This window comes from Sandaracinobacteroides hominis, assembly GCF_016464365.1.
Classification (GTDB): domain Bacteria; phylum Pseudomonadota; class Alphaproteobacteria; order Sphingomonadales; family Sphingomonadaceae; genus Sandaracinobacteroides; species Sandaracinobacteroides hominis.
In genome coordinates this window covers 234,301-258,084 of sequence record NZ_JADCUC010000006.1, presented here as the reverse complement: position 1 = coordinate 258,084, position 23,784 = coordinate 234,301, and the positions used below count along the sequence as shown (strand labels likewise).

19 protein-coding genes and 2 pseudogenes are annotated in these 23,784 nt (G+C 62.7%); 13 read left to right on the top strand and 8 right to left on the bottom strand.

Annotation, left to right across the window (positions count from 1 at the left end):
• Positions 1 to 127: 127 nt before the first annotated feature.
• The 7 genes and pseudogenes from IM784_RS13955 to pufC form a co-directional block, all read left to right on the top strand.
• Positions 128 to 841, top strand: a pseudogene (locus IM784_RS13955) (nitrogenase component 1); the annotation flags it as partial.
• Complete coding sequence (gene bchZ, locus IM784_RS13950) at positions 838 to 2,283, top strand: chlorophyllide a reductase subunit Z (RefSeq protein WP_199555945.1); 1,446 nt, start codon at positions 838 to 840, stop codon at positions 2,281 to 2,283. The pseudogene IM784_RS13955 and the gene bchZ, both read left to right, overlap by 4 nt.
• 133 nt (positions 2,284 to 2,416) lie before the next feature.
• Positions 2,417 to 2,575, top strand: a complete 159-nt coding sequence (pufB, locus tag IM784_RS13945) for a light-harvesting antenna LH1, beta subunit (protein ID WP_199555944.1) — start codon at positions 2,417 to 2,419, stop codon at positions 2,573 to 2,575.
• Between the two features lie 81 nt (positions 2,576 to 2,656).
• Positions 2,657 to 2,827, top strand: a complete 171-nt coding sequence (gene pufA / locus IM784_RS13940) for a light-harvesting antenna LH1, alpha subunit (RefSeq protein ID WP_199555943.1) — start codon at positions 2,657 to 2,659, stop codon at positions 2,825 to 2,827.
• Between the two features lie 142 nt (positions 2,828 to 2,969).
• A complete protein-coding gene (pufL, locus tag IM784_RS13935; protein WP_199555942.1) occupies positions 2,970 to 3,794 on the top strand; it encodes a photosynthetic reaction center subunit L in 825 nt (274 codons plus the stop codon).
• A gap of 9 nt (positions 3,795 to 3,803) precedes the next feature.
• Entirely contained in the window at positions 3,804 to 4,772 is a 969-nt protein-coding gene (gene pufM / locus IM784_RS13930; protein WP_199555965.1) for a photosynthetic reaction center subunit M, read from the top strand.
• Positions 4,769 to 5,935, top strand: a complete 1,167-nt coding sequence (gene pufC / locus IM784_RS13925; RefSeq protein WP_199555941.1) for a photosynthetic reaction center cytochrome PufC — start codon at positions 4,769 to 4,771, stop codon at positions 5,933 to 5,935. Before pufM ends, pufC begins: the two co-directional genes overlap by 4 nt.
• A gap of 107 nt (positions 5,936 to 6,042) precedes the next feature.
• Here the strand turns inward: pufC and IM784_RS13920 are convergent, their stop codons facing one another.
• The 4 genes from IM784_RS13920 to IM784_RS13905 form a co-directional block, all read right to left on the bottom strand.
• Entirely contained in the window at positions 6,043 to 6,807 is a 765-nt protein-coding gene (locus IM784_RS13920) for a DUF72 domain-containing protein (protein ID WP_199555940.1), read from the bottom strand.
• Positions 6,785 to 11,419, bottom strand: a complete 4,635-nt coding sequence (locus IM784_RS13915) for a hypothetical protein (protein WP_199555939.1) — start codon at positions 11,417 to 11,419, stop codon at positions 6,785 to 6,787. The genes IM784_RS13920 and IM784_RS13915 overlap by 23 nt, the downstream gene beginning before the upstream one ends.
• Positions 11,420 to 11,434: 15 nt before the next feature.
• On the bottom strand, positions 11,435 to 15,796 hold the full coding sequence (locus IM784_RS13910) for a coiled-coil domain-containing protein (RefSeq protein WP_199555938.1): 4,362 nt from the start codon (positions 15,794 to 15,796) through the stop codon (positions 11,435 to 11,437).
• A gap of 175 nt (positions 15,797 to 15,971) precedes the next feature.
• The gene (locus IM784_RS13905; protein ID WP_199555937.1) at positions 15,972 to 16,526 is read right to left on the bottom strand and encodes a hypothetical protein; all 555 of its coding nucleotides are present in this window, start codon (positions 16,524 to 16,526) and stop codon (positions 15,972 to 15,974) included.
• Positions 16,527 to 16,638: 112 nt separating this feature from the next.
• On the opposite strand from IM784_RS13905, the gene IM784_RS13900 reads away from it, so the two are divergent.
• Positions 16,639 to 17,148, top strand: a complete 510-nt coding sequence (locus IM784_RS13900; protein ID WP_199555936.1) for a DUF1269 domain-containing protein — start codon at positions 16,639 to 16,641, stop codon at positions 17,146 to 17,148.
• A 33-nt stretch (positions 17,149 to 17,181) separates the two neighbouring features.
• Here IM784_RS13900 and IM784_RS13895 read toward each other — a convergent pair whose 3' ends face one another.
• On the bottom strand, positions 17,182 to 19,395 hold the full coding sequence (locus tag IM784_RS13895) for a S9 family peptidase (RefSeq protein ID WP_199555935.1): 2,214 nt from the start codon (positions 19,393 to 19,395) through the stop codon (positions 17,182 to 17,184).
• A 168-nt stretch (positions 19,396 to 19,563) separates the two neighbouring features.
• Here IM784_RS13895 and IM784_RS13890 point away from each other — a divergent pair, with 168 nt between their 5' ends.
• The 3 genes from IM784_RS13890 to IM784_RS13880 are packed head-to-tail and all read left to right on the top strand — an operon-like array spanning position 19,564 to position 20,658.
• Positions 19,564 to 19,908: a ribbon-helix-helix domain-containing protein gene (locus tag IM784_RS13890; RefSeq protein ID WP_199555934.1), complete on the top strand. Its 345-nt coding sequence runs from the start codon at positions 19,564 to 19,566 to the stop codon at positions 19,906 to 19,908.
• A complete protein-coding gene (locus IM784_RS13885; protein WP_199555933.1) occupies positions 19,905 to 20,192 on the top strand; it encodes a type II toxin-antitoxin system RelE/ParE family toxin in 288 nt (95 codons plus the stop codon). The genes IM784_RS13890 and IM784_RS13885 overlap by 4 nt, the downstream gene beginning before the upstream one ends.
• 37 nt (positions 20,193 to 20,229) lie before the next feature.
• Positions 20,230 to 20,658 carry a hypothetical protein gene (locus tag IM784_RS13880; RefSeq protein ID WP_199555932.1) on the top strand — a complete coding sequence of 143 codons (429 nt, stop codon included), beginning with the start codon at positions 20,230 to 20,232 and terminating at the stop codon, positions 20,656 to 20,658.
• 17 nt (positions 20,659 to 20,675) lie between these two features.
• On the opposite strand, the pseudogene IM784_RS17780 reads toward IM784_RS13880, so the two are convergent.
• A pseudogene (locus IM784_RS17780) lies at positions 20,676 to 20,762 on the bottom strand (PEPxxWA-CTERM sorting domain-containing protein); the annotation flags it as partial.
• A gap of 973 nt (positions 20,763 to 21,735) precedes the next feature.
• On the opposite strand from IM784_RS17780, the gene IM784_RS13870 reads away from it, so the two are divergent.
• Both IM784_RS13870 and IM784_RS13865 read left to right on the top strand, forming a co-directional pair.
• Positions 21,736 to 21,909, top strand: coding sequence for a hypothetical protein (locus tag IM784_RS13870; RefSeq protein WP_199555930.1), 174 nt, complete (start codon positions 21,736 to 21,738; stop codon positions 21,907 to 21,909).
• A 25-nt stretch (positions 21,910 to 21,934) separates the two neighbouring features.
• A complete protein-coding gene (locus IM784_RS13865; RefSeq protein ID WP_235977290.1) occupies positions 21,935 to 22,177 on the top strand; it encodes a type II toxin-antitoxin system RelE/ParE family toxin in 243 nt (80 codons plus the stop codon).
• A gap of 114 nt (positions 22,178 to 22,291) precedes the next feature.
• Here IM784_RS13865 and IM784_RS13860 read toward each other — a convergent pair whose 3' ends face one another.
• Both IM784_RS13860 and IM784_RS13855 read right to left on the bottom strand, forming a co-directional pair.
• The gene (locus IM784_RS13860) at positions 22,292 to 22,696 is read right to left on the bottom strand and encodes a type II toxin-antitoxin system VapC family toxin (protein WP_199555928.1); all 405 of its coding nucleotides are present in this window, start codon (positions 22,694 to 22,696) and stop codon (positions 22,292 to 22,294) included.
• A complete protein-coding gene (locus tag IM784_RS13855) occupies positions 22,693 to 23,775 on the bottom strand; it encodes a hypothetical protein (protein ID WP_199555927.1) in 1,083 nt (360 codons plus the stop codon). Before IM784_RS13855 ends, IM784_RS13860 begins: the two co-directional genes overlap by 4 nt.
• Positions 23,776 to 23,784: the final 9 nt, after the last annotated feature.

Below are 23,784 nucleotides of genomic sequence, written 5' to 3'. Positions count from 1 at the left end.
GGCCTTGGCGGGCGATTTTACATTGGAGGATCTGGGCTTCATCTTCGTTCCTTCGTCACTACGACGAAGCCCAGATCCTCCTTAAATCACAACCTCAAATCTGTGCCATTGGTGCTGACGGCGGACATCGGTGCGGGAATTTCAGGCGGCCGGTCGCCGGATAGTTGGCTCGGCCCCGGTTGGACGCGAAGGCACTGCAGCCTGGCTCGACGCCATCGGCTCCGCTTTTGGCGTGGCACAATCCCAGGTCGATGCAGCAAAGAACCGCTTCCTGCCGGCAATAGCCGGAGCGCTCGCCGCGAAACCCGTAAAGGGCCGGATAACGGTTTCGGGTTACGAGGGCTCGGAACTTCTCGTCGCCCGGCTGCTCATCGAAAGCGGCGCCAGCGTACCCTATGTCGGCACCGCCTGCCCACGCACTCCGTGGTCCGATCCGGATGGCGAATGGCTGGAAGCACGCGGAACCCGCGTGCAATTCCGCGCCAGCCTCGAGCAGGACAAGCAGGCCGTCGACGAATTCGAACCCGATCTTGCGATTGGCACCACGCCGATCGTCCAGCACGCCAAGGAACGGGCCATCCCGGCGCTGTATTTCACCAACCTGATATCGGCCCGACCGTTGATGGGTCCGGCCGGCGCCGGCAGCCTGGCGCTGGTAGTGAACGCAGCGATTTCCAATGGCGAACGCTTCAATCGCATGAAGGCCTTTTTCGAAGGCGTTGGCACCGAAAATTCCGCCGGCATATGGGAAGCAACCCCGGTCGATCGGCCCGAGTTCAAGGCCAAGTACGCCGCCCGTCGGATTGCCGCCGCCAAAGCGCAGGAGGCAATCGGCGGATGAGCCTGATCCTCGATCACGACAGGGCTGGCGGCTATTGGGGCGCTGTCTATGCCTTTTGTGCGGTGAAAGGCCTGCAGGTCATCATCGACGGCCCCGTCGGCTGCGAAAATCTGCCTGTCACCTCGGTGCTTCACTACACCGACGGTCTGCCTCCGCACGAACTTCCCATCGTGGTAACGGGACTTGGCGAGCAGGAACTCGGACGCGACGGCACCGAAGGCGCGATGAAGCGGGCCTGGGCCACACTCGATCCGGATCTCCCCGCGGTCGTCGTGACCGGCTCCATTGCCGAGATGATCGGCGGCGGCGTGACGCCGGAGGGCACCAACATCCAGCGCTTCCTGCCACGCACGATCGACGAAGATCAGTGGCAGGCGGCGGACCGTGCGCTGACCTGGCTGTGGACGGAGTTCGGCCCGAAAAAATCCTTGCCGCCAAAGCCCCGCAAGGATGGGCAGAAGCCGCGCGTCAACATCATCGGGCCAATGTACGGCACCTTCAACATGCCCTCAGACCTTGCCGAAATCCGGCGCCTGGTCGAAGGCATCGGCGCACAGGTGAACATGGTGTTTCCGCTCGGCGCGCACCTTGCGGATATCCGCAAGCTGGCGGATGCCGACGTGAATATCTGCATGTACCGCGAGTTCGGCGCCAACCTCTGCCAGGCGCTCGACAGGCCGTGGCTGCAGGCGCCGATAGGGCTCGGCTCCACGACACTGTTCCTCGAAAAGCTGGGCGAGCTGCTGGAGCTGGATCCGCAGCCGTTCATCGCGAGCGAAAAGCACACCACCATCAAGCCGCTGTGGGATCTCTGGCGCAGCGTCACGCAGGATTTCTTCGGCACCGCGAGCTTCGGAATCGTCGCCACCGAAACCTATGTGCGTGGCATCCGCAATTTTCTCGAAGGCGACATGGGTTTGCCCTGCGCCTTTTCGTTCCAGCGCTCTGCGGGCGTCAAGCCAGACAATGCAGCGGTCCGCGAAGCCATCGCCAAAACCCCGCCGCTGATCGTGTTCGGCTCGTACAACGAGCGCCTGTACATGGCCGAGACGGGTTGTCGCGGAATCTATATTCCAGCGTCGTTCCCGGGGGCAGCCATCCGCCGCCACACCGGCACGCCGGTCATGGGCTATTCGGGCGCCACCTGGCTTGTGCAGGAAGTCGTGAACGCCCTGTTTGATGCGCTGTTCCACATCCTGCCATTGTCCACCCAGATGGATATGGCTGACGCGACCCCCGCGCGCCTGCTGCGGGAACTGAGCTGGGCGGACGACGCCAAGGCGCAGCTCGATGCGATCGTCGAGCGCGAACCTGTGCTGGTCCGGATATCGACAGCCAAGAGGCTGCGGGATTGCGCCGAACAGGCTGCACGCGCCGCAGGCGACAATCTGGTGACAGCGCAACGGCTGTCTGAAGCTGTGCAGCAGGCGAGGGCCGCATGAGGCCGCGGGCCTGCAATCCGATGTGGCGCGCGCGTGCGCGCCCGAAAGGCTTCGTCCGGCATTCGCCGGCCGAAGACGCCGCCGGGGCGAGCGGTCGTCCCTTCTTCTTGCGGGAAAACATGGAGAAAAGGACATGGTAGATAATAATGACAACAGGATGGGCCTCAGGACCTTCCTGGAACCTCAGGAGGCGCAAGAGTTTCATAAACTCTTCATTTCCGGGTTCATCGGCTTCACCGTCATCGCGATCATCGCACACTTCCTGGTGTGGAGCTGGAGGCCTTGGCTCTGACCCTTCCTCTGACGTTGTGCCGGCTTTCTGAAACTGCCGGCAACATCGTTGGAAATGGATTCAGCAATAGGAGAGAATGACATGTGGAGATTGTGGTTGATATTCGATCCGCGACGCACGCTCGTGGCATTGTTCATATTCCTTTTTGTGCTGGCACTTCTGATTCACTTCATTCTGCTCAGCACAAATCGCTTCAACTGGCTTGACGGCGGCAACAATGCGGTGGCCGCCACCACTTCGACTACGCCCTGACCGGGCGTGACCGGAGTTCAGGCATTCTGACAGCGACGACGGGCAGGATTGTCATATCTCATAGGAAAGGCCTGCCCGCCCGAGCTTGAAATAAGGAATGGCGCCAAAGGGCATTCGCCCCCAGCGCTCGAAGAGGTGTCCAATGGCGCTGCTGAGCTTTGAACGGAAATATCGTGTGAGAGGCGGCACGCTGATCGGCGGCGATCTCTTCGATTTCTGGGTAGGCCCGTTCTATGTGGGCTTTTTCGGTGTCACGACGATCTTCTTCGCGGCGCTCGGCACCGCTCTCATCCTATGGGGTGCCAGCCAGGGTCCAACGTGGAACCCCTGGCTTATCTCGATAAACCCGCCAGACCTGAAATACGGTCTCGGCCTCGCGCCGATGATGGAGGGCGGCCTCTGGCAGATCATCACGATCTGCGCAGTCGGCTCCTTTGTCAGCTGGATGCTGCGGGAAGTGGAAATCTGCCGAAAGCTCGGAATGGGGTACCATGTGCCGTTCGCGTTCGGGGTAGCCATCTTCGCCTATGTCACACTGGTGATTTTCCGCCCCATGCTGCTGGGCGCCTGGGGCCACGGCTTTCCGTACGGCATCTTCAGCCACCTCGATTGGGTATCCAACGTCGGATACCAGTTCCTGCATTTTCACTACAATCCGGCCCACATGATCGCGGTGAGCTTCTTCTTCACCACCACGTTCGCACTTGCCCTCCATGGCTCCCTCATCCTTTCCTCCGCCAATCCGCAAAAGGGGGAGACGGTGAAGAGCCCGGAATATGAAGATACCTTCTTCCGCGATGTACTCGGCTATTCGGTCGGCGAACTCGGCATCCACCGTCTCGGGCTGTTTCTTGCCCTCTCGGCAGGCTTCTGGAGCGCGGTGTGCATCATCATCAGCGGCCCCTTCTGGACCCGTGGCTGGCCCGAATGGTGGACCTGGTGGCTCAACCTTCCTGTCTGGAGCTGAGGAGCGCACATTATGGGGTATCAGAACATATTCACCCAGGTGCAGCTTGCAGGCCCGCCCGAAGTGGGACCGCCAGCCAGGGACTCAGATCCGCGCACCGGCGGGACAGCCAGCAGCTACTGGCTGGGCAAGGTCTTCAACGCACAGATCGGGCCGATCTATCTTGGGCCACTGGGAATCGCTTCCCTGATCTGCGGATTTCTCGCCTTCGAGATCATCGGTCTCAACATGTTCGCCTCGGTGGGCTGGGATCCGGTGCAGTTTGTCCGCCAGCTCTTCTGGCTGGCGCTTGAACCGCCGGCGGCCAAGTACGGGCTCAGGATTCCGCCTCTGGCCGAAGGCGGCTGGTGGCTGATCGCCGGCTTCTTCCTCACCACGTCCATCCTGCTCTGGTGGCTCAGAACCTATCGCCGCGCCAAGGCACTTGGCATGGGCACCCACGTGGCCTGGGCGTTCGCGTCCGCCATCTTCCTGTACCTCACGCTGGGCTTCATCCGCCCGGTGCTGATGGGCAGCTTTTCCGAGGCGGTCCCATTCGGCATCTTCCCGCATCTGCATTGGACGGCTGCCTTCTCGATCCGGTACGGCAACCTTTTCTACAATCCCTTCCACTGCCTCTCGATCGCTTTCCTCTATGGCTCGACCCTGCTGTTCGCCATGCACGGCGCCACCATTCTGGCAGTGGGCCGTTATGGCGGCGAGCGCGAACTGGAGCAGATCACAGACAGGGGCACTGCCACCGAACGCGCCGCGCTGTTCTGGCGTTGGACGATGGGTTTCAACGCAACGATGGAATCCATCCACCGCTGGGCCTGGTGGTTCGCAGTGCTCACCACCCTGACCGGGGGCATCGGCATCCTGCTAACCGGCACCGTGGTAGATAACTTGTATCTGTTTGCAGTCCAGCACGGTTATGCCCCCCACTATCCGGCAACCGGCGCGATGGATCCCAACACGCATCCCGGAGCAGTCCAATGATCCTAGAAACCGGCCGCCCCGCCGCGCTCGTCGCGCTCGCCCCGCTTTCGCTGCTGCTGGCCGGCTGCGAGCCCGGGGCCAAGGAAAGCAGCCAGCTCGGACCTCGGGGTGCGGGCATGGAGCAGGTAAGGAAAGCGAACCTTGCCAGCAATCCCGAAACTCCCCCGCCGTCCGCCTACAAGCTGGAAACGCGGGAGGGTCAGAAGGCAGGCGAAGTCTATCCGGATCTGAAACTGCTGGGGAACATCAGTGTAGAGGAATTCGGTCTCCTTATGGCCAATATAACCGAATGGGTTGTGCCAAAGGATGCGCCACCCGAACAGGCCGGATGCAACTATTGCCACAACCCCGAAAACATGGGCTCCTACGAAAAATACACCAAGACCGTAGCGCTCAACATGTTGAAAATGACGAAAAATATCAATGTGAACTGGACGGACCACGTAAAGCAGACGGGCGTGACCTGCTACACCTGCCACCGCGGCAAGGCGGTCCCCGAATTCAGCTGGTCAAGCCAGCCGGACGGCCCCCAGGGGACCATCCTTCGCAACAGGCACGGCCAGAATGCACCCGTACAAGCAGTCGGCTTTGCTTCGCTTCCGAACGATCCCAACGCCTTCTTTCTTGGCAACAGCGAAATCAGGGTGGGCGCCACCCAGGTTCATCCCGGCAGCCAGCCGACCGGAATCAAGGATGCAGAAGTAACCTACGGTCTGATGATGCGCATGTCAGGGGCGCTCGGCGTAAACTGCACCTTCTGTCACAACACCCATAATTTCGCCGACTGGAACTCAAGCCGCCTGCAGCGGCAGACTGCCTGGTATGGCATTCGCATGGCTCGTCAGGCCAACGAAGACTATATTCAGCCGCTGCAGACCGTCTTTCCCAAGGATATGAATCGGCTGGGGCCGATGGGCGATCCGATGAAGGTGAATTGCCAGACCTGTCATCAGGGTCACTCCAAGCCCCTCGGCGGCATCAGCATGCTCGCCGACAACCCTGCCCTTCGCGAAATCTGGTCTCCAAAGACAACCAGCGTCGCAGCGCCCGACGGCGCCGTTCAGGCGCCGAATGGCGCCGCAGTCGCGACGGGTTCCACATCGGAAGCGGCCGTATCCCTGGGGCAGACCTTCCGGGAGGCGGGCATGGCGCCCGCTGGCTGAGGGAGACCGAATTCGCAAACCTGGCGTCTCTTGGCGATGGACGCCGACTTCGGGGGCAGCGCAGCCATCCAAAATACCAAAGGCGGATCCTCCCTGTCGAGGGCGGCCTAGGCCCTCAACCGCTCGATCAGCGCCATAGCTGCCGCCGGATTCAGCACCTTGTGGCCGCTGATGACATACAGGAACACATCCCGCCCGCCAGCCGCCAGCTTGCGAGCGCGCCCGGCCCATTGGTCCAGTCTCGCGGCTGAATAGCCCTGTTCTTCGCCGTCGACCGTTCCCATGATCCGCAGATAGGCGAAATCGGCGGTCGCTTCGTCGATCTCCGGATAGGCGCTGTCTCCAGCCAGGATGATCGCTGCCCCATGCTCGCGCGCAAGTGCCGCAAATTCGGGTGAACGGAAGCTGTCGTGTCGCACTTCCAGCGCATGGCGGATCGCCCTGCCCTCCACTTCCCTTGGCAGCAGCTTCAGGAAAGCGCTGAAATCCTCCGCATCGAACTTCTTCGTGCCCGCGAATTGCCAATTCACCGGCCCCAGCTTGTCCCGCAGCTCCAGCACGCCGCTCGCAAAGAAGCGGCCGATGCTTTCGCCGGCGTCCGCCAGCACGCGCCGGTTGGTCGCAAAGCGCGGTGCCTTCAGGGAGAACACAAAATCCTCCGGCGTCTCATCATGCCATTTGCGAAAGCTTTCCGGCTTCTGCGATCCATAAAAGGTGCCGTTTATCTCGATGGAGGTCAGCTGCTCGCCTGCAAACTCCAGCTCGCGCGCCTGCGCCAGCCCGGCGGGATAGAAAACCCCCCGCCACGGCGCATAGGTCCAGCCGCCAATGCCGACGAAAATCCTGCCTTCAGAGCTCGAAGATTGCGGCATAGACCAGGCGTTCCTCCACCACCCGACGCCGGCGGACGGCGCCCGCCGCCCGCTCCGGCACGGTGCGGTCGGAGTAATAGCGCTCATACTCGCGCAGCATCAACCGCGCCGGACGGCTACCGGCAGGAAGGGTGACCGTCGCCTCGAATATCTCCGGATCGCCAAAGCTCGGGAATCGCTCCAATATATCGCCCGGCCGCTCGAAAACGGATGGCAGGCTCACCTTGCCACCGGCGCGCGGCTCGACAATGCGGGCGCTATCGCGCGCGCGGACGGCCTTAACGCCAGCAGCCTGCGCTATCGGAAATGGCCCCGGACCAGGCCCAGGCCCAGGCACATCCGGCCCGGTCAGGCTGCTCGCCAGCAGCGTGCCTTCGCTCCAGGCCAGGTCGCTGTCGGTATCCGGATCGCGCGTCTGGTGCACCAGCTCCACCCGGTTCCGTCCCAGCTCCTGGATGCCCTGCAGCAGCGATATATCCTGAAAGGCGCTGTCCCGATCGAACTTCATCGGCCCCGACGCCGGCGCCCGGCCGTTCAGCGTCAGCGTCGCCACGGCACCGTTGCGCACCAGCTTCGCCTGCCGCCTCGGCAACACCTGCGAAAACTCGGCCAGCACCACATTGGAGATCTTCCGCCCGCCCAGCGCATTGGGCTGATAGCGCACCAGCGCCAGCCGCACGAACGGCATGTAGGTAGCGCCCGCATCCAGCTCGATATCCACATACCACAGCCCGCGCGCTTCGTCGAAATGCACCCGATGCCCAACTATCGTCACCGGCGGATCGCCCGGCCGTTCCGTCAGCACATGATTCTCATGCCAGACGCTTGCCGGAAAATCGGTCACCCGCGTCCGCGATTTCGGAACCACCGTCTCCCACAGCGGATCGCGCCCCCATTGCGTCACATAGGGCTGCAACGCCTGCGGAATGTCGGTGAAGTTGCCGCCATCCGCATGGATCACCACGCCCAGCAGCTCGCCGTCTCCCGAAGTGAACCACGGCCGATCCAGCCACACGCGCAGGCCATTGCCGATCCGGGTGATGGTGCGATTGGTAGCCGTCCCGCTGCTCTGCCAGCGAAAACTCGGCACCACATACAGCAGCCGGGGATCATCCGGCGCCACCGTCGCCGGAATCGCCGTCCGGTTCACCGGCCCGGCACTGTCCGGCAGTACCGGCGCCCCGGCATCGTCGTCGGCGCCAACGATATAGCGGCTTCCCTGCGCCGGCGGCCCCAGCCGCGTCACCTTGTCGGTCTGCACATAGAGCGCTTCGGGCAGATATTCGCGGAACCGCGTAGTCGCCCGCGCCCGATATTCGATCAGCCGAAACCTGGTGTCGCCAAACTCATGCCGGTCGGCCCGTGCCCGCGGCCGTTGCGGATCGAAGATCATCGCATCGACTGCCTCCTTCAGCTCGAACTGGTTCACATGATTCTCGGCCAGCAGGATCTCCCCCAGCTGTCCCTTCCGCTCCACCCGTTCGGGCCTGGGGCGGCTGATATCGTCGACCCACTCGCTCCACACCGCCTCGATCTCGAACTTGCCCGATGATGGCCCGTGCAGGTCCACCACCGATTTCAGCTCCGCATGCTGCCAGCCCGGCTGCCTTCCCGCGTGCAGCTTGATCAACTCCGGCTCGCACACCGGCTGCTGCGTCGCGTGCACCAGCACCAGCGGGCGGAACGGAGTCACCAGCCAGTTGCAGCCCAGCACCGCCATCCGCGTTGCAAACTCCCGCCCGCCGGCATCGGTCGTCCACATCGGAATGCCGAACTTGCCGATTTCGCGCGGCGCGACAAAGCTCGCAAAGTTCAACCGTACGATCCGCCCCTTGGAAACGAACAGCGTCAGCGTTCGCGCATCCTCATCCCATTTCGGCCGGCCGGGGCTGTCGAACTGCTCGTTGCACGGCAGGCTGCCGATCGCCGCCTTCCGCTCCACCAGGATCAGCCGAAATCCAAAGGAATCCGGCCAGCGCTTCGCATGCGCCACCAGCAGCACCAGCTCCTGGTTCGGCGCCCGCCGCACGATGCAGCTTGGCCCCAGGTCCATCTCCTGATCGACCCCCGGCAGCTGATGCCCCGGCGCCGCCCGCAACGCCACGCCGGCCGCCGCCGGGTCGGGCAGATAGGGCGTCAGCAGCTGCTCCTCAGGATGGATGATATACTGCCCGCCCACCAGCCGGTCGCCCACCGGGTTGTCCTCAGACGGCAGACGTGGCGGCAGCTCCGGCGTCTTCGCCACCTCCGTCAGCTTCACCGGCGTCACCAGCTCGGCGCCGTCAAACAACGTCCCCGCCTCGCGCGCGGCGATCTCATAGCCCTTCTTGATCTCCGCCGGATTTCCGAAGAACGGGTCAAAGCTCCCATGCGTCTCGCACAGCATCTGCGCCGCCTTGGGCGGGGCGAAATGCCGCTCATTCACCACCGGATAGGCGAAGTCCGCCGAAGCCGGCAGCGCGATCGCCGCCGCAAAATCGGCGGAGGCCGGATAGTCATCGGTCGAGAGATCCCAGTTCGAACGGATCACCATCCGCTCCCCGGATTCGCCTTCGCTCACCCGATGCTTCTGCACCAGCGCCGGCGGATCCACCGGCTCGAACCGCCAATAGCCGACCGCATCGCTCGCCTGCTCCAGCGGCTCCAGCGTCGGATCGTCCAGCAACAGGCTGTTGCCCGCGACATCCACTTCGCGCGCCCGCATCCGATACAGCTGTCCGAACCGCAGCCGCGGCAAAGTGCCCTTTGTCGCGCTGAAGCTGACCACCAGACCATTGCCGCCCTGCGCCTCGTCGCTGACGTCTGCAGGCTCCTCTGCCTGCAGCTCTGTCCCCTCCACCTTCCGCGCGCGGATCGCCCGCCCGGCACGCGGCGCAGACAGGCTCCAGCCGCTCCAGCGGAACATCGTTTCGTGCAGATAATGATCGTCCGGGTCGGCAGCGGCATCGACAGATCTGGTGGTGGACGCCCCCGCGACATGCCCTTCATCCGGCGGCAGATCCAACTTCTCGTCAGTCTTCTGCAGCCGATAGCTGCCGGTCCGCGCATTCAGGCTGAACCATTTGCCCGGGTTCACCTCATCCTCCACCGGCGACACATCCACCCGCCAGCCGCGATGCACATCCTCCGCGAAATAGAGCACATCCTGTGCCGCCCCACTTGCCACCCTGGCATTGCGCGTGGCCGCGGCCGCCGCATTCAGCGCTACCGTCTGTGCCCGACCATGGCGTGACACGCCCAGCCCACCTGAACGCAGCGCCGCCACCCCCTGCCGGTCGCCGGTAGTATAGGTAACGCCGCCATCGGGCAGCTTGCGGTCCAGATGCTTGGTCACCAACCCCTGCGCAGTTACTGTAAAGCCCACCGTCTTCAGCGCCGCCCCGTCCGGGTCCAGCTGGAACAGGTCGAACGGGCTGCGCGTCTTCCGCTCGGCCACGCCCCAGCCATCGTGCGCATGTTCCAGCTTCAGCAGCCCGCGCGCGCTGTCGCCGCCGCGCGGACGGGTATAGAAACGCTGTTTGTCGGCGCGAAAGGCCGTCCGCGGGCGCCCATCGTCAAAACCCGTCGCGCGCGGCCACTTCACCTCCAGCTGCAGGATGCCGTCTCCGGTTCCGCCGCCCGCCGCCACAAGTGCATTCACCGCCTCGGCCTTCACCCGGAAATCCAGCAGCAGCCCCAGCTGCCGCAACAGCGCCGGATGGTCGCCAAACGAGGCGACGATACGGTGAAAATCCATCTCCGGCTGCTTCGGTGGCGGCGGCACGGCGGAGAAATCCGGTCGCCGCATCCGCTGCTCTTCCTCTGTCGCGGGCACCCGCCGATAGAAGCGATCCGCCTGCCACATCGCATATTCGGTCTGGCTGCGGAACTGGTCCATCACCTGCGCCGCCGGCCCCGGCTGGATCGGCGCATTCGGCCCGCCGGGGCGCGGATTGGTCCAATCGGGCGGCAGCGCCCGCACCGACGCGCTTGCCCCGCCCTGCTCGCCCCCCGGGCCATCGATCTTCCGGTTATACTGGCTGTCCGGTCCGAACACCTGCGCCCGCTGGATACGGTCCAGCCCCTTCGCCTCCTTGTCATAGAAGCGCCCGAAGCCCGGCTCCGGCAGTTCCAGCATGCCATGCCCCAGCGGGATCTTGCGCGTGCGCATTCCCAACTCGCCAACCATCTCCTTCAGATCCGGATGCGCGCCATCCCACGGCAGCAGGCTGGGCAGGTTGGAGGCCGACTGCACCGCCAGCCGGCCATAATATCGGCGCAGGAAGCCCAGCACATGCCGCACCGGGAAAGAGCGCAGGTTCACCCGGCTCATGTCGGCAAAGACAAAGCCGCTCACCGGCGTCTCTGCGCTGAACAGCTTGTCCCACAGCTCGGGCTGCAGCTCGTTCTGCTGCCCCAACTCGTGCAGCACGCCGTTGATCCTGAGCGCGAACGTCGCCTCGGCCACGGTCTTCGGCCAGTTCAGGAAATCCGGAAACGCGGAAAGCTGCCGCTCGTCCACCACCTGCGGCGTCAATCTCGGCGCCACCAGCACCGAGACATTCAGAAGGCGGTCGCCGCCGTTCACCCGCCCGGCGGGCAGCACCGTCCACATCACGCTTGCCTTGGCCATCTGAAACCCCCTCCCTCAGGCAAACGCCTCGATATGGTCGCGCCAGGCATATTCGGTGTCATCGTCGATGGCGGCCAGTTCCTGCTCCAGCGGCATCGCCGGCTGGAAGCCCAGCATGTCGCGCAAGGACGGATCGCCATTGGAACCGGCGAACTTACGCTCGCAGGTGATGGTGACGCTGCCGGAGAAGATGAACAGCGAGATCTCGATCGTCAGCTCGGCCTTGCCGACGCACTTGCCGCTCTGGAACTCGTATCGCAGCTCCAGATACAGCTCCAGCGAGGCGGTGATGAGCCCCAGCACATCGACATGCCCCTCCAGCCGGAAATAGCCGGTGAGAGAGGCCGCGTCCTGCTCCATCCGGAAGTAGATGCCCGCCATCACCGACACACCGCCCGACGCAACGCCGAAATCGATGGAGATGGCAGCGCCAAACTCGAACGCCGCCTCCAGGATCTGCACGCCGTTCGGATCGATAGTGACGCCAAAGAAACCGCCCCCGCCGAAGATATAGACCGTCAGCGTAAACGGCTGTTCGCGCTTGCAGAAATTGAACCGCACCGACAGCGGCTGGCCGATGAACGGCACAGTGAACCCGGCCCCAAGGCTCAAGTTCGTCAGGCTCATCACGCCAATCGAGATACCCGGCAGCTCGATATCGAAGCCGGCGTCGATGCCCTGCGCGCTGATGTCCAGATAGGGCGGATCGGAGAAGCCATCGAGCGGGATCAGATCCTTCAGCGTCTCCACAAAACTCAGCGGACCGACAAACTTGATGTCGTTCAGCAGCACGTCGACATCCATCTTGGCGCTGCTGTCGATCGTGAACTCGATCTTCTCGAAGTTCAGCTCCAGGAAGCTCGCGGGCGCAATCAGCACCAGGTCGAAATGCTTCAGGCCGCAGGTAACGCCGATCTTCGGCGTGCCGCCGCCCGATTTCTTCACCTTGGCCTCAACCGCGACAAGGAAGCCCTTCTGGTCGTTGGCGCGGAAGATCGGATCGTCGGTCGCCTTGTTGGCGCCCGGCAGCCACCAGCTTTCGATCCGGGGGTTCCAGTCGAAGCGGATGGTCATTTCCTCGCCCAGCAGGTTGGCGAGCATTTCAATGATATCTGCCGCCGATTCCAGCGCCTCCTCCACCGCCTGCATCGCGCCGAGGATGGTGTTTTTCGGCGCACCGTCCAGCAGATCGAAACTCTCCAGCGGCGGTCGCAAACCTCCCAGCGCCGCCGCCACATCGTCCAGCAACGCCGCGAAGGCCGCCGGGTCCTCGAACAGTTCGCCCAGCCCGCCTGGGTCCGAGAAGATCGCGTCCAGCGCCGCATAGAGCGACTTGCCCGCCGAGATGATCGCAGGGAGCAGCTCCAGATCGGCGAGGAAATCGTCGATCGTCTGCACCGCCCCAAGGATCGACTGGCGCAAGCCGGACGGCAGCGACTGCCCCGCCACCTGCGCATTGGCCGCCGTCTTCAGCTGCTGCAGCCGGGTCCGTGCCGTGGCGATGGAGCCGGGCAGCTGCCCCAGCGATGGCGCGCTGTCCGCCACGTCCACCACCAGCGCCTTCAGCGCCTCCAGCTTCGAGGCGACATCGCCCAGCGCCGCCGTCGCCTGCTGGATGGCGGCATTCACCGGCGCCATCTGCGCCTGCGCATAGGCAAGGCCCTGCTGCTTCAGATCTTCCAGCAGCGCCTTGAACACCGCAGTCGCCGCTTCGCCGATCTGCGACGGCTGCGCGGCGATATCCGATATGAAGCCATAAAGCCGCGAAAGTCCGGAAACGAACGCCTCCAGATCGTTCGCCGCTTCAGAGGCGAATTTCGGGATCTCATCCGGCGTGTCGGTGAGGTCCAGCACCGCCTTGATGATCTCGCCCAGCGGGATGCAGCCAAACAGAAGCGGCAGCGGCAGGTCGGAAATGCTGGTCGGAAAACCGGCGCCGGCGTCCGTCTGCCCCTGCACGAACTTGTCGACATTCCCCATCACCGGCCCGGCCAGCCGCGACAGCGCGCTCGGCTTCAGGTTCGGCTGCACATAGCCGCCGGATCGGTCGCCCTGTGCGGAAAAGTCCAGCATGGCCATGCCGCCCTCGGGCTTCACGTCCACGAACACCTCGCCCTTGTTGCCGACGAAGCCCTTGTCCAGATACCAGGCGTTCCAGCCGACCAGGTTGCTCTTGTCGGTGCCGCCCAGCTTCGCCAGCGCGCCGATGCGGGCCCGCACCTCGTCCAGCTTCGGAAACCACAGCGGCCGGTTCAGCCGATCGCTCGCGGCGCGAAGCGCGGCATTGTTCGCCTCCGCCTCGCCATTGAAAACGATGGTCTCGCTCTCCACCGCCGTATCGCCCGGCTTGAAGCTCCCCGCCAGCGCTACCCGCTGCCCCTTCATCGGAATGGAGCGCCGATCCAGCCGGCTGTTATATTCCTTGCGCGCCTTCTCGGCGTAGGTTTCGGCCGTGTTCCACTGCGGCACCAGCTTGTTGCCCTGCCGGGTGCGCGGGCAGGCCAGCATATTGTCGACGAAGATCATCGGCATATCAAAGGCGATACGGCTGCCGTCCAGGTCGATCCCCACACAGCTGAACTTGAACGGTTGTCCGCCCACCGCCGGCCAGAACATCTGCTGGTCCAGCCCCTCCACATCGGTCAGGTCGGGCGGATCGAGGTTGGGCGTCGTCTGCGTCAGGATCCGCACGGAGGCGAACGGAAACTGCCGCTGCCAGCTGCGCTTGTTGTCGTTGGACCTGAGCGCACCGAGCGCCGCCTCATCATAGTGGCGCTCCCGCTCGCGGACGATCATGAACAGCCGCTGCCGCAGATAGGCGATATTGCCCGGATACTGGCTGGCGGGATTGCCCGTCACCGTATTGCCCGGCGGGCTGTGGAACTTCCGCTCCGTCACCTTCACCAGGCTCACCCGGTGCCCGAACGGATAGAGGAAACCCTTGTAGACGATCCGCACATAATGGTCGCGCGCCATCGAGGCGCGGTGCACCCATTCCTCGACCGACAGGCCCGGCGGGTTCCAGCCGCCCTTGCTGTCCAGCCAGCCACCCAGCGCCGACAGCATCAGCAGGTTCGCGTCGATCGGCTCCGGCACGTAGTTGCCGACCGAGAAGTTCGACGACAGATGCGCAATCTGGAACCGGTCGAAATCGTTCATCGGCATCCGGAACGGCGCATTGCTGGGCGGCGGAATATGGACGATATCCGGCCAGTTCCCCTGCATCGGCCGATCCGGCGGGCTGCTTTCCCCGGTCAGCGCCCAGATCGCCCGGATCGTCCGGTTGCTGTCCGGGTGCGGCGGCTCGATCGCCTTCAGCGCTGACCCCTTCGGCCCCACCAACCGGGTATGCCACAGTTCGGTACGGCCGGTTCCGGGTGTCACCACGGGGGCCGTCGCATGCTGGAACCGCTCCCCCTCGTGCGGGGAAATGATCAGCCGGAACGGCAGCTCGATCGAAGTCGTGGTGGCCGAAGGCAAGGCCGGGCGCGCGGAAAAGCGGATGCCGGGAATGCGCGCCACATCGATCGGCCGCACCAGCCCGCCAACCGCAGAGATACGGCCGGCAAGGATCCCGGCGGTATCCTCCGCCGCGCCGATACGGGCCGAACGCACCGAAAAGCTCGCAAGCCGCCCCCGAAGCTTCGGGTGCAGCGCCTTCACCTTGGAGACAACGAAGATATCGCCCCAGATGATCGGCCGGAAACGACTGGTGCGCGGCTTCGCATTCGCCGCCACATTCGGCGCCAGCGTCCGCACGGCCTCCAGCACCGAGGCCAGCGACCATTCGATGTCGAACCCGTCCGGCACGGCGAACGACAGCCGCGATTCCCCCGAAATCCGCGCCCGCACCGGTGGCTCACCCGGCGTCTCGCTGAAATCCGCAGGCGGGCTGGGGGCGATATCGCCCTGCGGATTGGTGGGGTTGGTATAGGTCGCCTGCGTCTCGAAAAACGCCTGCTCCACGATGGCCTGCGGCTGGAAGTGCAGGATCAGATGCGCCGCGCCGGATCCCGTCTTCTTCAGCCGCGGCGAAGCACCCCCCGTAACGTTGAGCCCGTTCAGCTCGATCCGAATGGCAGCGAGGTCATCCGGGCGGACAACCGCCACGACATTGCTGCCCCCCGCCCGCTTGAACAGGTTCTGGACAGGATCGTTCAGCCGAAACACGGGCGGGTTGCGCTCGACGATCACGGGCCGGTCGCCCAGCTTGTCGGTCACCTTGCCGGCGATGACCTTGGCCTTGTCCGAAACCTTGCCGGCGGCCACCTTGCCCGCCGCAGCCTTCGTTGCGACGATCTTGCCCGCTACCGGCTGCTTCCCGACAATCCTGCCCACAGGGGTCCCGCCCCTGCCCTCCGTCGGCTTCTTCGCCATGCCCGCCTCCCACGCTCCTCTTCAGGAGCGCCACTTGAACGTGGTCTGGCGCCTCGCGGTTCATGCCGCGCGAGCCCTAAGGCGCAGGCGTTAACCATATGCCCCGGCAGCCGGGGAGTCGAGCGCACTCGTCGCAAATACAGGCGGTAAAGCCGCGGCCGGGCTTGCAATTGCCCTATTTGCCCAGGCCCAGCGCTTCCTTCGCTTCTTCCTTGTCGCGATCCCGAAAGGCAAGCGCCGCCAGATAGGCCGCGTCCGCCAGCAGCTCCAGCGCCAGCACCACGCCAAGGAAGCCGGCCGAAACGGCCGCCCAGTTGAACAGTACCAGCAGGCCCATCACGATGGAAATGCCGGACGCCGCCGCCAGGATCGGGAAATAGCGCGATTGCCGCAGCGACAGCGCCATCAGCAGCTTGGCGATGCCGCCACCCACCAGCAGCAGCGCCAGCAGGAACGGCACGCCCACCGGCCCCACCGTGCGCGGATCGCCGAACTTCATCGAAAGCCCGGCATAGACCAGCAGCGCCCCCACCATCCCCGGCAGGATCATCGTCAGCGGCCGCCGCCGCGAGCGCAACAGCAGTGCAATAAGATAGATGGCGCCGGCACCCACCAGCAGCCAGGGGATGATCCCGGCAACCAGCGCCGTCACCGACACCGGGTTTGCCAGAATATAGAGCCCAATCGCCGCGATGATCCCTGCCAACACTGTCTGCATCTGCCAGTTCATGCGAAAACCCCCGATAATTGATCTGGCGCATTGTTGCGCCCGACAGGCCCTGTCATGCAACCACAACGTGAAGCGTGCACGACAGGCGCGCAAATTCGCCGGGAGCAAAGCGATGGGACAGCTGGTGGTGTTGGGTTTCGACGGGATCGCATCGGCCGACGAAGTGCTGAACAAGGTGCGCAGCCTGAAGGTGCAGCACCTGATCGATCTGGAAGATGCCGTCGTCGTGGAGCGCGACGCGGAGGGCAAGGTGCACATCAAGCAGGCCGTCAATCTCACCCGCCTCGGTGCAGCCTCGGGCGGGCTTTCCGGCGCCTTCTGGGGCATGCTGGTGGGTTTGCTGTTCCTCAATCCGCTCGCCGGGATGGCAATCGGCGCCGGCGCCGGTGCGGGCGCAGGCGCCCTGTCCGGCAGCCTGATGGACTATGGCGTCAACGACGAGTTCGTGAAGAAGCTGGCCGAAACCATCCCCAACAATTCCTCCGCCCTCTTCGTGCTGGTGCGCGAAGTGACGGTCGACAAAGTCACCGCCGAGATCAAGGCCTGGAACCCGCGCGTCCTCAATACCTCGATGACGACGGAGCAGGAGGCAAGGCTGGTGGAGGCGCTGAAGGCCGCCTGATCGGCGCCATGGCGCCGATTGCGAACACGCACATCATTTGGCGTTGATCACCGTCCGGTCCAGGAAATCGAGCATCGTCTTCCACTGATGTTCGGCAAGCTCGGGCGCGCGGATACCGTGCCCCTGCCCCGGATAGACCATCAGCTCGAACGGCTTGCCGGCCTTCTGCAGGGCGGCGATCATCCGTACGCTATGGTCGAAAACGACATTGTCGTCGGCAAGACCGTGCACGATCAGCAGCGGCCGTTCCAGCTTTGCCGCATCCAGCGTCACGTCGGAGGCTGTATAGGGCGCCCTGTCCGTCGCCGGATTGCCCAGATACCGCTCGGTATAGTGCGTGTCATAAAGCGTCCAGTCGGTAACCGGAGCGCCCGAAATGCCTGCCGCGAAGGCGGTCGGATATTTCGTCATCAGCCGCTGCACCATATAGCCGCCATAGGACCAGCCATAGACGGCAATGCGCTTCGGATCGGCAAAGCCCTGTTGCTTCAGCCAGTCGAGTGCGGCCATCTGGTCATCGACTTCGGGGAAGCCGAGCTTGCGATAGATGGCGCTCTCAAATGCCGTCCCGCGATTGGGCGTGCCGCGGCCATCCACCTGGAAAACGGCCCAGCCCTGCTGCAACAGATATTGGTGGATCAGCTTGCCAAAGCCGCGCTGCACCCGCTGCACACCGGGGCCGGCATAAACCTCGAAGAAGACCGGCACCTTCGTTCCCGGCGCCAGCCCCACCGGAAGCTGCAGAGAATAGTGGAGGTCGGTCTTGCCGTCGGCCGCCTTTAGCGTTCCATAACGGGGCGCGATGTGGCTGGTGAGGCTGGCGGCATAGGGAAAGTCGGTCGCCGTAATCTCGCGCCGGATGTTCAGCGGGTCGCCGTCGGTGGTCGCCAGCAGCACCATCGGCGGAATGGTGGGCGTGGAGCGGGTGAGCAGCAGCGCCGTGCCCTGCTTGTCGGACACACTCTCCGTCCAGCCGCCGGGCTGGGTCAGCCGCTCGGGCTCGCCGCCGCTCAGGTTCACCCGATAGAGAGACTTTTCGATGGGCGTTTCGCGAAAGCCCGTGAACAGCAGTTTGCCGGTGGTTTCGTTGACCGCAAGCAGTTCGCCAACCGACCAGTCGCCCTGCGTAACCGGCTGCAGCGCCTTGCCATCCCACAGATAGAGATGGCGCTGGCCTGAGCGTTCCGAGGCCCAGAGGAAGCGCTTGCCGTCCGCGAGAGGCCGCAGGCTGTCGTGCAGATCGATCCAGACAGGCGAGATTTCGCTGAACAGGATACGGGACTTGCCGGTGGCCGCCTCCACCAGCAGCAGGTCCAGCCGCTTCTGGTCGCGGGATTGGCGCTGCACGATCAGCTGGTCGGCGTTCAGCCAGTTTACCCGCGCAAGGTAGATGTCGGGATCGCTGCCCAGATCGACCTGAACCGGCGCACTTCCGTCCAGCGCATGGATTTCCAGGCTGACGAGGGCGTTCGGCGTGCCGGCAAAGGGGTAGCGCTGCTCGGTCACGCGGGTGCCTTCGGCGCCGATTGCAGACCGCACCGCGACTTTCACCGGCGTCTCGTCCACGCGGGCAATGGCAATCCGCCGATCGTCGGGCGCCCACCATTGCCCCGTCATCCGGTGCATTTCCTCCTGCGCCACGAACTCGGCGAGGCCATAGCTGACAAGGCCGCCGCCGGCGGTGGTGAGAGCGGCTTCCTTGCCCGTGGCCAGGTCGAGGACGACAAGGTTCTGATCGCGAACGAAGCTCGCGTGCGTGCCCCGCGGCGACAGCTTCGCATCCAGCTCGGAGGAGGCCGTATTGGTCAGGCGGCGGGGTTTTCCATCGAGCGGCGTCAGCCAGATGTCGCCGTCGAGCGGCGTAAGGAGCGAACGACCGTCCGGCGCCCAATGATATTCGACCAGGCCCTTGGACGAGGCGATGCGCGCCCGCTCCCGGCGCATCAGCTCCGCTTCGGAGAGGTTGGCGGGGCCGGAGGACATGGCCAGGCTGTCCACCGCCATGCGGCGCTTGCCGGTGGCGATTTCCTCCACCCACAGGTCGAAGCGCAGCTGGTCGTCCGCGCGCGACTGCAACCAGGCAATATGCCGGCCATCCGGCGCGATGGTCAGGGCGCGGGGCGGCGTGCCGAGCAGCGGCGGGTTGGCGAAAAGGCGGTCGAGCGTGAGCATGGGCGGGCTATCCGATTGGGCAAGGGCGGGGGTGGCAGCGAGCACCATGGCAGCAGCGGCAAGGATGAACTTCATGTCAGACGGGGTGCCGGAACGGCGCCGCAAGTTCAATAGCCTACAGTTGAAATTGATTGCCGGAACGACACAGACTTTCAGCACCTTCAGGTAAGTGGTTAACACGGCAGACCCACCCGTTGACTTTGAATCACCATTACGGAAAGTGCAGCGCAAGAGGTTCGAAATATGGGTCAATTTTCACTTCCTGAGCATTTAGTTGCATGGTGCGAGACACAAGTCGCGTTGGGGCGGGTTGCGAGCATCGGCACTTATCTTGCTCAACTTATTAGCGAAGACAAATTGCGATTGGATGCAGCGGAACGGCGTCAGCAGGCGATTGCCGAGGCGCGGGACAGCGGCATATCCATGCGCGACCCGGAGTCGATACTGGCACAATGGGTGTCGCAGGCGCCGAATGCCCACCTGGAGGAGCTGCGGGACGCGATCCGGCAGGGCCGCGAAGGGGGTATTTCGCTCGTTTCGCTGGAGGGCATTTTGTCGCGTGCAACCGACCGGAAGCTGGCGGCATGAGCGCGCTGAAACTGACGATCCGGGCCGAGCGGGATCTTGGAGAGATCTTCGCCGAGATGGCGCATGAATTCCGCTTCTTTGGCGAGGAAACCGCCCGCCATTATTGCGACGGGCTGAAGGAAGAGCTGGAACAGCTGTCGCGGCAGCCGATGAACGGCCGGGCAGAGCCGGCGATCGATGACCGGACGCGCAGCCTGCCGTTCCGGCGCCACACCATCTACTATGAGATCGACGGCGACGGCATTATCGTGCTGCGGGTGCTGGCCGAGAGCGTTTCCGCCTGACATAGACGGGGAAACAACCCGTTCTGATGAGGTGGGAATGAACGAGATCGTAAGGCCGCTGGAAGTCGCGGCGGCGGATTTTTCCGGCTTTCAGAAGGTGCTGGACAAGGTCTTCACCTCCGAGCTTGAAAGTTTTCAGGGCATGTCGGGGCAGTATGGGCTGTTCGAGGATGTGGACGCCCTGACGGGCCGCATGCGGAAGATCTCGGCGCAGGCTGCGCGGGAACTGAACGACCTGCGCGACGGTGCGTTCGAGGACTCTGCGCTGTGGTCGGCGTCGCGGCGGGTGGAGCTTTTGGATTCCATGCTGGAGCAGCTGGACCGCTTTGTTCAGGTGGCGGATGCGCGCGGTGCCACGCTGACATCGGGCGACCTGCTGCAGAAGCTGCGCGGCTGGATCAAGATCCTGCGGGAATGGCTGGCCGGGCTGCGCAAGCAGCTGGCGGCGATTGCAGGGGAGGAGTAGCCCCCTCCCCCATTGAATCAGGTAGCGACAGGACGGCGGCGGCGCAGCGCACCACCGACCAGGCCGAAGCCGGCGATCAGCATCGCCCAGGTGGCGGGTTCGGTGAGGCCGTTGTCGGTGAAGTCGACGGTGATGAAGGTCACGTCCTCAACATTTACCGTGCTTTCGACGCCGGCGCCGACGATGAAGCTGCCCGGACTTTCGCTGGCGAAGGGATAGTCATCGCCATAGTTGGGGAAATTATAGACTGCCGAAACGGTGGTGCCGTTCAGACCGGCTTGTGCCGGGGCTGCGACTGCGGCGGCGAGCAATGCGAATGCTGCTAGATTCAATTTCATCATATCCGGCCCTCCTCGGATGTTGAAGTTTCCCGCAATTGCGCCGGGCGCGTTAACCCTGAAGGCGGGAAGTTGGGGCGCTGCACCAACTTCGGAACCTCCAGCGGGGCACTGGCCAGCGACAAGCCGGGAGTTGCCCCTCTCCGCTACGCAACATTTACATCGACGCCAGGTGAGCCAGGCTGAGCCCGACATCTGGGAAACTGGCTAAATTGGGGCGAAACCGGTGTCAATTTGCTGATTGTGATTAACCATTAAACGAATTGGCTGGCGATTTCCGGGAAGCCGGTCGTCTATCCTGTTGGCCGGCCGCCGGAGAAGGAATCCCATTGGTTCATCTTCGGGGCGCCGAGCGTGGTCGAAGAACAGGCCCGCTGGAGTTTTACCCAGGCAAAGTTCACAAACTTCCCACTGACTCCTGTGCATGGGCGCCCGCGCCTGCGGGCGCGCGGATAGCGAAGCGGACTTGTGTAGGACAGGGGAATTTTTCGCGCTCTGCGGCCTTTGCATTGGATGGGTGTGACAGGAAGACAGCGTGTAGGACAGGGCTGAAGCGGCCGACGCTTTTGCGCAGCAAAACGCGCGAGTCCGCGCAAGCCCGGCCGGCGGGGCGTGGATTACCATCCACGAACCCGTCCGACGAGCGGGCTTGGCCCGCAACCTTTCTTCTGGTTCATTCTGGCTCTTTCAGCGGACTCGGCGGCTTTGCCGCCGGCCGCGTTTGTTGTAGAGTTTGAGCATGAAAGCCGATGTTCCCTTGCGCGAGAAGATCAGCGATGTCGCCGGGCCTAAAGAGGCTGGCTATGATGCCTGGAAACGAGCGAAGGTGGAGCGGGCCTTGGCAGATTGCGATGACCGCCATAAGATGATCCCGGCCGAACAGGTGTGGCGCGAACTTGGGCTTGAGGATTGAGTTTTCGCCCGGCGCTCGGGCGGATTTGCTGGCAATCGAAGCGTGGATACGGGTGGATGACCCGGCCGCAGCAGCGCGGGTAGTTTCGCGAATTCGCCAGACCGTTATGATGCTGGGGCAGTTTCCGAAGCTGGGGCATGCCGGAGATGTGGCTGGCACGCGGGAGCTTACGGTGGCGGGGCTGCCCTACCGGATTGTGTATCGACAGGCTGTTCCTGAGGTAGTGGATATCGTGGCGATTGTGGATGGGCGGCGGAGGTGGCCGTAGGCGGGAGGAATAAGTATACTGTCCCCGGAATTTCCCTGTCCCCGGAATTTCCGGAATTTAAGAATGTCCCCGGACCTCCCCCAATATCGGCTGCCTTGAAAACAGGCACACGTATTAGGGGCAGATTAATTCAACCGTAGGGAAGTAGGTGCGGACCCGTGCCGGATCTCGTGTCAGCAGAGGAGCAGCTTCAACCTCGGCTAACGCGCCAATCAGAAAATCAGGCAAAACGTTGGACTTTGTTCCCGCATTTTCGTCACGGTATCTTCTGAATGCCCTCGAAGCGCTAAATAATACCTCATTAGAGTATGGACGTCTGACTAAAGAAAGGGCAGTTACAGCCTGATCGACTGCATCCAAATTTTCCATACCACAACACAGTTCGCAATATACCATATCAGATATTAGCAAAGGTCCATTCATATTTGCACTTAAAACGCGCTCAGAACTCCATGTATGGTACTCCGCATCTTCAGATAGAAGATCAATAATTACACTGGTATCAAGAAATGTTGTCATGCATCCCTCGTTATCGACATTATTTCTTCTGCACTGAGATTGGGTGAAATACCCTTACCTCTCAGCATTTCTAACGATGCTTCCAAGCGTTGCCTAACATACATTTCTATGTCAAAATTATCCAATTCTGAAATATCGAGCGTTTCAAATCCAACATAATGCGCCAACATAGCGCAAACCCTTGGGATAACACCTCTCGCGCTGGGATCTGTTGGATGTAGCGCCGTTACTGGATCGGGGTTGTTCGCAAAATACATAATCTCCGGAAGTATTATTTTTTGCCTCTCTCTAGTGGCATCTTCCGAAAATCTCAAACGCCCCCCACATATTGAATATAATTTGACAAAATTGTGCGCGGCAATATCTTTTTGAATGCTTCTTGGTCCTGAAATAAAATGAAAACCGGACCGCAAAAGACCTTCTTCGTATTCCGAGTCCGGCAATATCTTTCCGACGGCTGCCTCATCCTCAACAAGCCGATCGAGCGTAACAAATAAGGCACTCAACCACCATCGCTCTGGTTTAGAATTTCTGAACTCGCTCAATCGACCTTGCTTGTAAAGGTAGTTTAAATTTGTTGCCACTTTGCGCGCAGTTTGAGCACGGTAGCGCGGATCATTGAGTAAAAAGCGCTCAATATCGTCTGCAGATATCTTCTTTGCATCCCAGCTGAATTCCAAGGCTACCCGATCAGCCAAATAATGATATGCCCACAACGCTGGCTGACTCTGACTCGCGGCAGCACGCTTCCAGCGCCCAACTCTGCTTAGGTGGAATGTGTATAGAGCTAGTTTGTCAAAAGCTGACGAATGTCGAAAGTTAAGGGCCTGAAATACCAATTCATCTGCGATGACGAAGTCTGTACTCGAAATTGTCTTATTATAAAGAAAGAAATTGAGCGGTATGTAGTCAGACCTGTTCTTGGCGCTGACCCTGGCTCTAAATTCTTCGCGCGGAACATTCTGCATGGTTCCTGCAAACCCCACACGAATTACGTCATAAAGTTCCCGCAGCCCTTTTTCTGCGGGACCCCAACTAAAGTTTTTTGTAAAACTACCTGGATACCACTCTTCAACCATTTTAGGGCC

Excerpts from the sequence above, each read along its gene's own strand:
- IM784_RS13870 (WP_199555930.1), top strand. The coding sequence starts at position 21,736 with ATGAAAGCCGATGTTCCCTTGCGCGAGAAGATCAGCGATGTCGCCGGG.
- IM784_RS13920 (WP_199555940.1), bottom strand. The coding sequence starts at position 6,807 with ATGCCGCAATCTTCGAGCTCTGAAGGCAGGATTTTCGTCGGCATTGGC.
- pufL (WP_199555942.1), top strand. The coding sequence starts at position 2,970 with ATGGCGCTGCTGAGCTTTGAACGGAAATATCGTGTGAGAGGCGGCACG.
- IM784_RS13880 (WP_199555932.1), top strand. The coding sequence starts at position 20,230 with ATGAACGAGATCGTAAGGCCGCTGGAAGTCGCGGCGGCGGATTTTTCC.
- IM784_RS13900 (WP_199555936.1), top strand. The coding sequence starts at position 16,639 with ATGGGACAGCTGGTGGTGTTGGGTTTCGACGGGATCGCATCGGCCGAC.
- bchZ (WP_199555945.1), top strand. The coding sequence starts at position 838 with ATGAGCCTGATCCTCGATCACGACAGGGCTGGCGGCTATTGGGGCGCT.
- IM784_RS13855 (WP_199555927.1), bottom strand. The coding sequence starts at position 23,775 with ATGGTTGAAGAGTGGTATCCAGGTAGTTTTACAAAAAACTTTAGTTGG.
- pufB (WP_199555944.1), top strand. The coding sequence starts at position 2,417 with ATGGTAGATAATAATGACAACAGGATGGGCCTCAGGACCTTCCTGGAA.
- IM784_RS13885 (WP_199555933.1), top strand. The coding sequence starts at position 19,905 with ATGAGCGCGCTGAAACTGACGATCCGGGCCGAGCGGGATCTTGGAGAG.
- IM784_RS13860 (WP_199555928.1), bottom strand. The coding sequence starts at position 22,696 with ATGACAACATTTCTTGATACCAGTGTAATTATTGATCTTCTATCTGAA.
- pufC (WP_199555941.1), top strand. The coding sequence starts at position 4,769 with ATGATCCTAGAAACCGGCCGCCCCGCCGCGCTCGTCGCGCTCGCCCCG.
- IM784_RS13915 (WP_199555939.1), bottom strand. The coding sequence starts at position 11,419 with ATGGCCAAGGCAAGCGTGATGTGGACGGTGCTGCCCGCCGGGCGGGTG.
- IM784_RS13905 (WP_199555937.1), bottom strand. The coding sequence starts at position 16,526 with ATGAACTGGCAGATGCAGACAGTGTTGGCAGGGATCATCGCGGCGATT.
- IM784_RS13910 (WP_199555938.1), bottom strand. The coding sequence starts at position 15,796 with ATGGCGAAGAAGCCGACGGAGGGCAGGGGCGGGACCCCTGTGGGCAGG.
- pufA (WP_199555943.1), top strand. The coding sequence starts at position 2,657 with ATGTGGAGATTGTGGTTGATATTCGATCCGCGACGCACGCTCGTGGCA.
- IM784_RS13890 (WP_199555934.1), top strand. The coding sequence starts at position 19,564 with ATGGGTCAATTTTCACTTCCTGAGCATTTAGTTGCATGGTGCGAGACA.
- IM784_RS13895 (WP_199555935.1), bottom strand. The coding sequence starts at position 19,395 with ATGAAGTTCATCCTTGCCGCTGCTGCCATGGTGCTCGCTGCCACCCCC.